12 protein-coding genes are annotated in these 12,453 nt (G+C 49.1%); 7 read left to right on the plus strand and 5 right to left on the minus strand.

Going from position 1 to position 12,453, the window contains the following annotated elements; all coding sequences use genetic code 11:
* The first annotated feature begins 11 nt into the window (after positions 1–11).
* The 5 genes from HI950_RS25095 to HI950_RS25115 all read left to right on the plus strand — a co-directional run bounded on the left by HI950_RS25095 (position 12) and on the right by HI950_RS25115 (position 5,698).
* On the plus strand, positions 12–785 hold the full coding sequence (locus HI950_RS25095) for an SDR family NAD(P)-dependent oxidoreductase (RefSeq protein ID WP_169086972.1): 774 nt from the start codon (positions 12–14) through the stop codon (positions 783–785).
* 26 nt (positions 786–811) lie between these two features.
* Positions 812–2,230: a DEAD/DEAH box helicase gene (locus HI950_RS25100; RefSeq protein ID WP_169086974.1), complete on the plus strand. Its 1,419-nt coding sequence runs from the start codon at positions 812–814 to the stop codon at positions 2,228–2,230.
* Positions 2,231–2,340: 110 nt separating this feature from the next.
* Positions 2,341–3,585: an S-layer homology domain-containing protein gene (locus tag HI950_RS25105; RefSeq protein WP_169087084.1), complete on the plus strand. Its 1,245-nt coding sequence runs from the start codon at positions 2,341–2,343 to the stop codon at positions 3,583–3,585.
* Positions 3,586–3,701: 116 nt separating this feature from the next.
* Complete coding sequence (locus HI950_RS25110) at positions 3,702–4,451, plus strand: ABC transporter ATP-binding protein (RefSeq protein WP_169086976.1); 750 nt, start codon at positions 3,702–3,704, stop codon at positions 4,449–4,451.
* Entirely contained in the window at positions 4,451–5,698 is a 1,248-nt protein-coding gene (locus tag HI950_RS25115) for an ABC transporter permease (protein WP_169086978.1), read from the plus strand. Before HI950_RS25110 ends, HI950_RS25115 begins: the two co-directional genes overlap by 1 nt.
* 108 nt (positions 5,699–5,806) lie before the next feature.
* On the opposite strand, the gene HI950_RS25120 is transcribed toward HI950_RS25115, so the two are convergent.
* A complete protein-coding gene (locus HI950_RS25120; protein ID WP_169086980.1) occupies positions 5,807–7,111 on the minus strand; it encodes an aminotransferase class I/II-fold pyridoxal phosphate-dependent enzyme in 1,305 nt (434 codons plus the stop codon).
* Between the two features lie 207 nt (positions 7,112–7,318).
* Here HI950_RS25120 and HI950_RS25125 point away from each other — a divergent pair, with 207 nt between their 5' ends.
* Positions 7,319–8,104 carry a helix-turn-helix domain-containing protein gene (locus HI950_RS25125; RefSeq protein ID WP_169086982.1) on the plus strand — a complete coding sequence of 262 codons (786 nt, stop codon included), beginning with the start codon at positions 7,319–7,321 and terminating at the stop codon, positions 8,102–8,104.
* 737 nt (positions 8,105–8,841) lie between these two features.
* Here the strand turns inward: HI950_RS25125 and asd are convergent.
* From asd to HI950_RS25140, 3 genes are all read right to left on the minus strand, one after another.
* A complete protein-coding gene (gene asd, locus HI950_RS25130; RefSeq protein ID WP_169086984.1) occupies positions 8,842–9,630 on the minus strand; it encodes an archaetidylserine decarboxylase in 789 nt (262 codons plus the stop codon).
* An 82-nt stretch (positions 9,631–9,712) separates the two neighbouring features.
* Complete coding sequence (locus HI950_RS25135) at positions 9,713–10,006, minus strand: hypothetical protein (RefSeq protein ID WP_169086986.1); 294 nt, start codon at positions 10,004–10,006, stop codon at positions 9,713–9,715.
* Positions 10,003–10,485: a tryptophan-rich sensory protein gene (locus HI950_RS25140; protein ID WP_169086988.1), complete on the minus strand. Its 483-nt coding sequence runs from the start codon at positions 10,483–10,485 to the stop codon at positions 10,003–10,005. Before HI950_RS25140 ends, HI950_RS25135 begins: the two co-directional genes overlap by 4 nt.
* 156 nt (positions 10,486–10,641) lie before the next feature.
* On the opposite strand from HI950_RS25140, the gene HI950_RS25145 reads away from it, so the two are divergent.
* Complete coding sequence (locus HI950_RS25145; RefSeq protein WP_169086990.1) at positions 10,642–10,938, plus strand: hypothetical protein; 297 nt, start codon at positions 10,642–10,644, stop codon at positions 10,936–10,938.
* Between the two features lie 53 nt (positions 10,939–10,991).
* Here the strand turns inward: HI950_RS25145 and HI950_RS25150 are convergent, their stop codons facing one another.
* A complete protein-coding gene (locus HI950_RS25150; RefSeq protein ID WP_169086992.1) occupies positions 10,992–12,260 on the minus strand; it encodes a saccharopine dehydrogenase NADP-binding domain-containing protein in 1,269 nt (422 codons plus the stop codon).
* Positions 12,261–12,453: the final 193 nt, after the last annotated feature.

Here is a 12,453-nt window from a genome sequence, read left to right on the forward strand (position 1 = left end):
GGTGATGTTGGATGTTAAAAGACAAAGTTATATTTATTTCCGGCGCATCAAGCGGAATCGGAGCGCTAACGGCAATAAGGCTGGCTGAGCGAGGGGCGATCCCGGTGCTGACGGGACGCAACGCCCGGAAGCTTGAAGAGATTTCCGGCGCAATAAAAGGCAAGCATTCATACTATCAGATGGATGTGACCGATAACGAGCAGGTCAAGCAGACGGTAGAAGCCGTTATTGCGAAATACGGAAAAATAGATGTATTGCTGAACAACGCAGGCTATGGCCAATTCGAGTATTTTATGAGCATGAATGTGGAAAGCTTTGAGCAAATGATGGATACGAACTATATGGGAATCGTTCGCTGTACGAAGGCGGTCATCCCGCATATGGTGAAGCAAGGCAGCGGACAAATTGTGAACATCGCTTCCTTGGCTGGAAAGATAGGCACCGCAAAGTCGACCAGCTATACCGCTACGAAGCATGCCGTGCTTGGCTTTACGAACTCGCTGCGAATGGAGCTCCGCGAGCATGGGATACAAGTGTCTGCGGTTAATCCAGGGCCGATCGATACCCCTTTTTTCTCGCTGGCTGATCCTTCTGGCTCTTACGTGAAAAATGTGAATTGGTTTATGATGAAGCCAGAATATGTCGTCAAACGAATTGTTCGTTTGATTGAACGAAGGAAGGCTGAGCTGGACCTGCCGGGCACAGCAGCAATCGGAATAAAGCTTTATCAATTGCTGCCGCGAACGATCGACATGTTATTCGGCGGTTTGATCAATCGAAAATAAAGGCTTGAATGAGAGAGGATTAAAGAATGAGCAAGTATACTTGGAATGAGATAGGCATTAATGAGCTGCTGGCGAATAAGCTTGCGGCAAACGGAATAGTTGAGCCAACTGATGTGCAGGCGGAGACGATACCGATTCTGCTTGGAGGCAGCAATGTGTCTGCAAGATCGCAGACGGGCACCGGCAAGACGCTTGCTTATTTGCTGCCGCTGCTTCAAAAGCTGAATTCGCATTCGAATGCGATACAAGCAATTATTTTGGCGCCAACGCAAGAGCTGGCCATGCAAATCGTCCGCGTTGCGGAAGCGTATGCTGAGCCAATCAACATTCGTGTTCAGCAGTTGATTGGGGGGGCGGCGCTGAAGCGTCAAGTGGAGAAGCTGAAGCTTCGTCCGCAGCTTGTTATCGGAACGCCGGGGCGCATTCATGAGCTGCTTAAGCTGCGCAAGCTTCGACTGAATGACGTCAATAACGTCGTGATTGATGAAGCGGATCAGGTATTCCAGCTCGGCTCGACGAAAGAGGTAGAAATTATTTTGCACAGCGTGGGCCGAGATCGGCAAATTGCATTTTTCTCCGCGACGTACCCGGAGCAGATGGCACGCTTTGAAGGGCGCTGGATGAAAAACCCGGAGCGCATCCAAATTACGCCGGAGCACCGCGTTTCGCAGACGATCGACAATTATTATATCGTCAGCGATAAACGGGACAAGACTGATACGGCTAGGCGACTCATACGTTTGCTGAACCCGGCATCCGCACTTCTATTTCTCAACGATACTGACAACATTTCGAACTGGGAATCGAAGCTTAGCTACGAAGGCTTCACCGTTGAAGCGTTGTATGGCGATGCCGATAAGCAGCGCCGAGCAGCAACGTTGGCACGCTTTCGGGATGGTCGCTGTCAGCTTCTGCTTGCGACGGATGTTGCGGCCCGCGGCCTTGATATTGAAGGGCTGACGCTCGTTATTCATCTAGATCCAGCGGCAGATGCAGACCATTATGTGCACCGAGCGGGACGTACCGGACGGATGGGTCGAGCGGGTACGGTTGTGTCAATCGTGACGCCGCAGGAGCTGTTTATTATGGAGAAATTCCGGAAGCAGCTCGGCATTGATCTGTCGGAACGGACGATGTTTAGAGGCAAGCTGCTGACAGAGGAAGAACTGAGAGAGGCTACGCGCCCATTTGCGGCTCGTCATGAAGCGAAGCTTGCCGAGCGTTCGGATGTACAGCAGGCGAAACGATCGATTGAGCGCAAGGAGGCTCCTTCTGCAGTGAAGGAAGCAAAGCCAGAGGCAGCAATCAAAGGCATCGCTGCCGCCCCAAAGCCAAAGCCAGCGGCTAAGCCCGCTCCGAAGAAGGTGGAGCGCAAGCGCGAAGGCAAAAACAAAGGCGCGCCAAAATGGTTGAAAGCAAAACGCGAAGCAGAGAAGGAACAATAAATTATTTTTTGACAGCCACCCTCTTAAATCGATCAGCCTCACCCGAACCATATGGGCGAAGGTAAAAATGCGGCAAAACCCGCAATCGAAAAAGGAGTGTGGCTTTCTTGATGAAACAAACAATGTGGAAAAAGACAGCAATTTCCTCGCTTGCGCTGCTAATGCTTGCAGGCGGAGCAACGTCAGCTTTTGCAGATGGTGGCAACGGTAAGGGGAATGGCGGAGATCGTGATGATGATAAAGGCCGTCAAGAGGACAAGCAGGATAAGAATGATAACAAAGATAAAGATGATGATATTAAAGTAACATGGAAATTCGAAGATGAAGATGACCTGAAATGGGCAATGGAATACATTATGCGACTAGCGTCGAAGGGTGTATTCACAGGATACCAGGATGGCACGTTTAAACCGAATCAAAAAATTAGCCGCATTGAAACATTGACTGCAGCTGTCAGATTGATGGGTCTTCGTGCACAAGCCGAATCGGCAGAGGAAATGAATACGGATCTGCAATTCAAAGACGCTGACAAAATTGAAAAAAAATATCCTTGGGCAGTCGGTTACGTAGCTGTCGCTTTGGAGAACGACTTGTTCTCGGAGACGGAAACGGAAGTTAAACCGGAGGTTAATGCAACAAGATTGTGGTCGACAATCCTTCTAGTTAAAGCGCTTAAATTGGAGGATGAGGCAAAGGCTCTCAATAATACGAAGCTGGACTTTAAGGATGCGAAAGAAATTCCTGCCGGTTCCGTCGGTTATGTAGCCCTCGCTCTTAAGAAAGGGATCATTACTGGCTATGAAGATAAGCATGGCAAAACATTCCGTCCAAACCAGCCGGTAACTCGCGCAGAGCTGGCAGCACTACTGGATCGTACGGATACGGAAATGCCGGATCATGACGCGAAGGCGATTACGGGCAAGCTGAAAGCAGATCCTGCAAATGGCAGCCTGACAATCGTGAAAGCGGATAATACCGAAACGGCTCTTGCAATTGATTCCAATGTATTCATTTTCCGCGATGACAAGAAGGCGCCTTTGAGCGCATTGCGCGCAGGCGATGAAGTGCTGGTACGCACGTACCTTAATAAAGTGGTCTTCATCGAGGTTACGAAATCGGCTCCTGTCGTTACGTCCTTCTCGGAGCTTGGCCATATTAATACACTTACGTTCAACTCGCAAGCGAAGCTTTCGACGATCTCGATCTCCCGTGTCGAAAATTCACAAACCGTTGTCTTCATTTATAATGTTGATCCAAACGTTGCGATTTCCGGTGATGCATCGCTGCTAAAAGCTGGTCAGTATGTACAGGTGAAGGGCGATAATAACACGGCTAAGTCGATTGAAATTAAATAATCAATAGATAAAGGAGGCATCACCACTTATGGTGATGTCTTTTTTTTGATATTAAGCGGATTATTCGGTATGCTGTTTACTAGCAAAAACTAAATTGTAATGTTGAAGGTGATAGGATGGAACCTATTTTACAGGTAAATGGTTTAACCGGCGGCTATAGCCCCAAAAGACCTGTGCTGCACGATATCTCCTTTGAGGTGAAGGCTGGAGAAATGGTAGGTCTTATCGGTTTGAACGGCGCAGGCAAGAGTACTACGATCAAGCATATCCTTGGCTTAATGAAGCCGCAGATTGGCGAGGTAAAGGTCGATGGCGTTACGTTGGAGGAAGAAACGGACCGCTATCGCGGCGCATTTGCTTACGTGCCGGAGACGCCGGTGCTGTTCGATGAATTGACGGTAGAGGAGCATCTGCGCTTAACCGGCATGGCATACAGTGTACAGGACAATCAGTTTGAAGCACGGGAAGACGAGCTGCTGAAGCAGTTTCAAATGATGCCCAAGCGCAAAGCATTTGCTTCGCACTTATCCAAAGGCATGAAGCAGAAGGTTATGATTATGAATGCTTTGCTGGCAGAGCCGCCTTTGTACATCATTGATGAGCCGTTTCTGGGGCTTGATCCGCTTGGCATTCGCTCCCTTCTTGAGCGGCTCGTCGAGGTAAAGCGAAAGGGCGCTGCCATTCTTATGAGCTCGCATATTTTGTCCACAGTCGAAACCTATTGCGATCGGTTCATCGTCATGCATCACGGTAAAATAGTTGCTTTAGGCACGCTCGAGGACGTCAGGCAAGCTGCTGGGATGGATCTGCGCGGCGGTTCCTTGGAGGATGCCTTCTACAAGCTTGTTACTGGAGGCCAAGCCTAATGACCTCAGATCCTAAGCTTGAGAAGATGTGGCATCAAAGGGCAAAAGCGTTCCGCGAGGAAACGCTGCCTTATTTTCGCTATATGGGGCAGAGCGGCTTTCCGGCTTTTATGTCCTTGATCATCATCTCATCTGCTATCGGCTACATAAACTTGATTCGCCATATGCCGGCGAACTTTCCTTTTGCCGCTGTCGGCGTTATTGCCTTAACGCTTGTATTATGCTGGAGTCCGCTTCGCACATGGCTTGCACTAGGCGATACCGTATTTCTGATGCCGCGAGAAGCGAAGATGTCAGGCTATTTGCGCCTCTCCTTCCGCTATACGACGAGAGCATGCTTCATTTTGGCTGCACTGGTGTTTCTGCTCTACATGCCGATTTATAATCAAGGTCCAGCCATAAGCGGAGGCTGGCTGCTTGCCGTTATTGCAGCAGCGCTTAAGTCAGGCAATGTGTGGGGGGCATGGAAAGAACGGCAAATGACTTGGCCAAGCATGAGACGGCTTATGCGTGCGTTGCGCTGGATTGCGACAGCCATACTGCTTACGGCGTGGCTCACTTGTCCCGTATGGCAAGCCGCGATATTTTCTTTGCTCGTAGTTGCCCTGTACAGCTTGCTTTATCGTCTTCCCAGCAAACATCGTTTTCCTTGGGAGAGGCTGATCGATGAGGAAGCAAGGACGCGCAAGCGCTATTATGTTTTTTTTGGACTATTCATTGACGTACCGACTCTTCCTTCGAGCATTTCAAAAAGATCCTATTTGACATGGGTACTTCGCCTAATTCGTTATTCGAACCGAAATACGTTTGTTTATCTCTATGCGGCATCCATGTTTCGAACGGAGATGGGCGGCATCATCCTGCGTCTGCTTTTTCTCGGCTGCTTGATCACGTATTGGTTTGCCGATGCTGTGTCGCTTTCCGGTTACGGCAGCGTCATTACTTTTATTATTTTTATGGGCTTGATTGCCGTTCAACTAGGCGGCCTGCGCCACATCCATCGTCATACGGTTTGGAAGCATGTATATCCACTGCCGGAGACGCAGCGAACCCAGCAATATTTGAAGGTTGACCGGACGGCTATGCTGTTTTGTACGGCGCTGCTTTGGCTATTTGTTGCTTTGCCGCTACTCTTCTCGGGAGTGTACGTACCAGCTTTGGTTGCGGCGGGTTTGGCGCTCGTGTACTTGGCCATTCGACCTTCCCGCCTTCGCAAGAAGCTCAGCATGGATGAAGATGAGGATTAAAGATAGAAAAAACCCCCTAAGGAAGCATCGTCTGAGAGACATGCTGCTTTAGGGGGGTTTGCGTTTGGGACAAGCCTGAAATGGCAGCCGTAGAACGGCGCCAGCCTGTTATACCTTTTGAGCGATTACTTCATTAACGGCTTTGAAAATCGTATCGAACAGCTCTTCGAGGTTTTCTTCCTCGATGCAGGAGAAAGCAACGCGCAGGTCGGTTTCTCCTAATGCGATCGTACCGATGCCATATTGGTTCAGCAAATGAACGCGTACCGACTCAGCCGTTACAACGCTCAGCTTCAGGCACATAAAGTAGCCGGAATTGAACGGATAGTAGCCCCATACATCGCCATAACGGCCGCTGTCGAGCAATGATTTGACGCGGTTAGCGCGACGCTTCATAATATCGTATTTCTCTGCTTTTTGAGCTTCGAACTCAGGCGATGTCAACGCGCGCAATACGAATGTTTGCGACGGATGAGGACCGCTGGAAATGGTCGCGCGAATAATGCCGGTCGTTTTTTGCTCAAGCGCGGTCAAAACGGATGCCGATGCTGAAGCGTATGTGATAAAGCCAACGCGGAAGCCCCATACGTACTCTTCCTTCGTAGCGCCGTCCACCTTTATGGCAAGAACGCGCGGGTGAAGGTCGGCAAGCTTGGAGAACAAAGATTCCTGCAAGGAATCCTCGAAGAACAAGCCAAAGTAAGCGTCGTCGGTTACAACAACCACATTGATTCCTGCTTCAGCCGCATCGCGGATCGCTGCGATAATCTCTTCGCCCTCTTGCGGTCCTGGCGTATAGCCTGTTGGGTTGTTCGGGAAGTTCAGTACGACGATTGCTTTCCCTTTCTCCTTCTGAGCGAGCAACGCTTCGCGCAAGCCGGCGCTGTTGAAGCGGGTTTGATCATTATAGAGCGGGTATTCTACAATTTCGGCTCCGCGGCGGATACCGAATGTAAGCTCGTAGTTTTCCCAGTTTTTATTTGGAATAATAACCGCATCGCCAGCATCTGCGAACAAATCGGCTACGATGCTAAGGCCGTGCGTCAATGCGTTAGTAACAACGGGATTGCCGAAGCCCTTGGAAGCAAGGGAAGGGTTATCCTTAATCATCTTCGTACGCCAAGCGGCACGAAGCTCGGGCTTTCCGCCAGGCGGAGCATATTCATATATATCTTTCGGATTGTAGGCAGAGAGCGTGTCCTGGATGACCTTAAGGTGCATCGGCTGTCCGCCTTCTGTTGCAATACCGATAGTAGCGTTAAATTTGGTTGCTTTTGTTTTCGCTTCGGCGGACTGACTGAGTATGCCCTCTTTTGGGAAATAAATCGCTTTGCCTAAGGCTGACAACATCGCATAGACGTTCGGACTCTCCGATTTCAACGTCTCGTTTAACTGCTGAGCAAGTGGGTTCATGGACTTTATTCCATCCTTCCGAAATCATTCATTTGAAATGAGTATAATCAGGCGTTAGCCGTTTACGCTTGTCGGGTGCTATTATAACATTTTTTTAAAGCTGCAAACCATTCTCAAAGCAAATTTTTTCGTAATTTTAGGGCAGCTTGTACAAAAGTTTGGTGCTGTTGTATGATAACGGCATAGATTCGCACAGGAGGTTGCCCTATGCTGCACATTTCGCCTGATTCGTTCATCCTGTTACCTGCGTTTGCCAAAATCGTATGCGAGCCGGGCTGGAGATGGGCGAGACGAGAGAAGCCGATGGCCAATTTTGATTTATTTTACGTATGGAGCGGTGAGGGGGAGGTTGAGGTCAATGGCACCCCTTATCAGGTTGGACCGGGAAGCTGCTTCCTGTTCCGTCCAAACGATTACACAAGCGCTACACATAACCCGCAGAAGCCGCTCGTATTATCCTATATTCATTTTGCCATCAACGAAGCGATCGATGCGGTACCGAATCGGTATAGACAATTGAGCGATACGGTCGATTTTGAATATATGCTATCGCGCTATGTGAGGCTGTTTCTTGTACAGACTTATGCGGCGGAGGAGGAAGCGCAGCTTGTTCTTAAGCAGCTGATGATTCATCTTCTGAGAGAGGATAAGCAGCTGCCGGTGGAGAAGAAGGCAAGCAATCAGCTGACCGAGGCCATTCACGAGGTAGCCAACTTTGTACGGCAAAACCCAAGTATTGCGCATCGGGTAGAGGATTTGGCAATGCGAGCACAGCTCTCGCCCCGTTATTTTTCGATGAAGTTCAAGGAGCTGATCGGGATGTCGGTGCAGACGTACATGATTCGTACGAGAATTGAGCGAGCGCAGCATTTGCTCATGCATGCAGGCATGAACGTAACGGAAGTAGCTGACGCACTCGGCTATCGCGATATTTTTTTCTTCAGCCGGCAATTCAAGCAGTATACGGGCCGCAGCCCGTCAGAGATTCGATAGGCAATGGCGTTGCAGGAGAATGCACCTGTAACGCCATTTTTTTGATTGAAGATAAGTCTACTTTCTAGATCTATTTCTGTGGAAGGAGCTATTTTAGCGGGAATAGGTCTAGATTTTAGATCTATTTTCGGCGGCACCGTGTGCAAGCGAGCATTTTCGGGGGGATGCGTCTGCAATAAGTCTACTTTCTAGATCTATTTCAGTGAAAGGAGCTATTTTGGCGGGAATAGGTCTAGATTGTAGATCTATTTCCGGCGGCAGCGTGTGCAAGTGAGCAATTTAGGGGAAAGCGTCTGCAATAAGTCTACTTTCTAGATCTATTTCTGTGGATGGAGCTATTTTGGCGGGAATAGGTCTAGATTTTAGATCTATTTTCGGCGGCAGCGTGTGCAAGCGAGCATTTTCGGGGGGATGCGTCTGCAATAAGTCTACTTTCTAGATCTATTTCTGTGGAAGGAGCTATTTTGGCGGGAATAGGTCTAGATTTTAGATCTATTTTCGGCGGCACCGTGTGCAAGCGAGCATTTTCGGGGGGATGCGTCTGCAATAAGTCTACTTTCTAGATCTATTTCAGTGAAAGGAGCTATTTTGGCGGGAATAGGTCTAGATTTTAGATCTATTTTCGGCGGCGTAGCGGTTATGCGTAAAAAAGAAGCTGTCTTACAAGATCAATGATCTTATGAGACAGCTTCTTATTTTGCTCAGATCAAATCAGGATCCATGCTTGCTGATTTGATCTAATCGCCTTGAAGGGAGCCAAGACGCTCACCCATTCGAACCTTCATGCCAAGCAGGCCATTTTCGCGCGGAGTAAACGTGCCATCCTCCAGCAGCAGCACGACGGTCGAGCCAAATTCAAAGTAAGCGAGCTCCTCGCCTTTTGCCATTTCGGGCTTTATCGGCTGTACGTATTGAATGCTGCTCACATTCATCGCACCGACTTTAACGACAGCTGTTTCCCCGGCGGAATGCTGCATATAAGTAATCAGCCGCTCGTTGCGGCTAAGCACTCTGCGCATATGGCGCAGGCCAAAATCGTTTACGGGATAAACTCTGCCTGGAACATGCTCGCGTTCCACAATCCGACCGCCGATTGGCGTATGTATGCGATGATAGTCCGTTGGGCTTAAATATAGGACGATGTAATAACCGTTCATATAATTAGCCGTTCGCGGAGAACGGTTGAGCAGCTCGTCAATCGTGTAGTCCTGTCCCTTTACGTTGACGATCGTGCCGCTGCTTATTGGTCCAGCACCGGTTATGAGCGCATCTACGGGACTTATGAGAGAATCTGTGCCAGCGTGAACCTCCCGAAGCCCGGGCTTCAGCCGACGTGTGAAAAATTCATTTAATGTCATATATTGGGAAAGAGGCAGCTCTGCTTCCTCGATCTTAATGCCATATGTTTTGGCGAAACGGGAAATAAAAGGGCGGCTGGCAGCCGATTGCGCGAATTTTCCGGTTATGCTGGATATCCATTTGCGCGAGCTTAATTCTGTCATCGAACGAAGCAGCCATTTTGTCATACGTGAACCGTCACGTCCTTTCCTGCAAGGGGCAATTAGTCCTGATACCCACCACACAGTGTGACATATTCGGTTCTAATTTTCAATATGCAGCTTTATTCCTTTTGTATGCTTGTATCCAAATGACGACGGCAGCCACTGCCAAAATGGCAGCGCCGGTCAGTGCAGCGAGCGCAACCTCAGATTGCTGTCCCTGCTTTACGGCAATCGCAATAAACGACCATATAAATACGAGGATGATCGCAGCATCTCGATACTTAAAGCCGATAGCGAGGGCAAGCAAGCTAGCAACCGCCAGCAAGACAATAGTCCAAACGATGTCGGAAAACGAGAAGCTGCTCCAATTAATGGCAAATAAGGCAACGGAAATATTCACAAGAGTTGCCGTGCAGATCCAGCCAAGGTATATGCTGAACGGAAGCCGGACAAGAAAGCGCTCGCCGCAAGTTGGTATCTGTGTTCCTGCTTAGTTCTCCTAACTGCGGTATATATGGCAATCAGCGATAGGAGCAGGCCAAGCATGACGAACACGCTTGCCGTCAGCTTCTCATAGTGCCAGACGAGAATCCAAGCGACATTAAGAAGACAGCTGATTGGAAACCATGGACCTATACTTTGCAATGCTTTGCTGTTAGCTGCCTGCGGCCTGAGCTGATAGGCGACGAAACCGATGAGGAGCAAATAAATAATCGACCAAATAGAAAACGCATAAGGCGCAGGCGTGATCAGCAAGGGGTACTTAGCTGATAGCTCTCCGGTCGTTTTGCCGTTAATAGGGAGCCACTGTGCAAGTCCGTTTACTGCAAGCACGGCGGCGAGACCGATGACGTTCAACCATCGCAAGCTATTTTTCATGGCAAACCTCTCCATTCTTTCATTTAATTGATGCCAATTTTCTATTCATATGTAAACAAGCTTCTCGCTATTTATTCACATCTGCTGTATTTCTATGCCACGTTTAGGTTTAAGCCGCCTGAAAATGACCGAACCTGACACTAGAGGTGAAGGTGTATGATGTTGATGATTGGAGCAGCGCTAGCGATAGGAGCAGCCCTAATCGCAGGGGTCAGCCGATTGAGCGGTGCAGCCAGCCGGATTTTTGATGGTATAGCGGTCGTCGCCGCTTTTTTATTTTTTGTTATTGCAGCAGATGCCGTGATGGAGACGCTTGCGCGTAACACCGTATTTATGACAGAGGTGCACCGCGTGCTTGAGAATCCAGCATTTCTGGCAAGCGGCGCGTATCTCGGTCCTTATGCGATCGGGAGGATTGCAATGCTGCCAGCTTATCTATTCAGCCGGAAATAAGCCATGGACTTACGCCTGTAAGAAAAAAGGCTTGCAGCCGCAAGCCTTGAAAGTTAGTTTTTCCATTCACGCAAACGCTGCAGCAGCAAGCCATCGGAGCTGGCATTCGTACCTCGGACGAGTGGCTTCATGAAATAAGAGATATAGTCGCCATATGCTTTAATTCCTTTTTCCGAAAGCTCATCTACCCAGTTGGCGCCTTTTGGCACATCTCCGAGCAGCAAGGAACAAATGCCGCCATAGAGTCCGCACGCAACTTGAAAATACGTAGCGTTCGTTCCATATGCCTCGAAAATCTCTTTATTTTCCATAACATTAAATAAATAGCGCTCATGATCGTCGTAAACAAGAAGCACGCCGACCAAGTCGGAGCCTTCAAGCTCCGCGTCCCTTGGATCAAGCAGCTGATGCTTCCAATTCCATAGCTCATCCGCGTCATTCAAGTGACTATGCAAAATGTCGGTCGTCACTTCATTGACCTTGTAAATGAATCCAAGCTCGAACGGGAAGCGCTCGCCAAGCGACAGCACCTCCTCATGCGGCATAAGGCAGCCCTCAAAGGACGTGAGACCGAGTTTGACTAGGAATGTTTGCTCGTAGACGTGCCTGTACAGAAATAAAGGCATGTGGTTACTGACATACATCGGATAGTTTAAAATCGCTTCATCCAAATAACATTCGGGAGACCAGGTGCTGTATACCGTATTAGGCTGATGCATCGTCCGATCGGCATAAAAGCTGCTGTCTGTTTCTACGATGTAGCAAGCGAGCGGGAGCTTGTCTGGCTGCTCCTGCATGAGCGAGAGCGCAAACCACTGAACGACCCCCGGATTCATGCCTGACCCGATGATCGCCTTGAGGCCGGTGAAGCTGCTTTTGCATTCTTTGAACCTGGCATAACGCTCGATGAGCGTAAATCCCTCCAGCTCATTGCGATTATCCACCTCTGTGCTCTCGAGTGCGGTGTTTACGTATGAAACAGCAAGCTCATTGCAGCATTCGAGCATCGCTAACGTATCCGCCCAAGAAGCGTCAATGACGAGCACAGAAGCTGTATCCGTCAAATGCTGTTTGAATCTTGCCGTATCCTGCAAATCAAATTGATGAAGCACGAGATGACTGGCTAGCTGGGGACAGTAGGTGGCGTAATCGGCTTCCAGTTGCTGAGGCTTTACGTCGATACAATGGATCGTGCAGCTCGCTAGAGCAGCATGAAGCGGAGCCTTCGTATCTTGAAGCACCTGCTCTAAAAGAGCCAGTACTGCTTTGCCAACCCCTCCGCCGCTTCCGAGCAGAGTCATAACCAAACGCTCATCTGTCATTTATCGATCAACTCCTTTCCGTTGCTGTCAGCATACGCAGAGCAGAGCTTGTTTGCTTGTAGCATTTATTCCGTGCGAAACGTCCAAGCTTAATGCCACGCCGCAGGGAAAGCAGTCTATAAGCGAATGTCTAGAGAGATGCGCATAGAGGCAGATTGCCAGTCTTCAAGCTTGCGATGTTTTCCCTTATTCC

Source organism: Paenibacillus sp. PL91 (assembly GCF_012935325.2).
In the GTDB taxonomy this organism is placed as follows: Bacteria; Bacillota; Bacilli; order Paenibacillales; family Paenibacillaceae; genus Pristimantibacillus.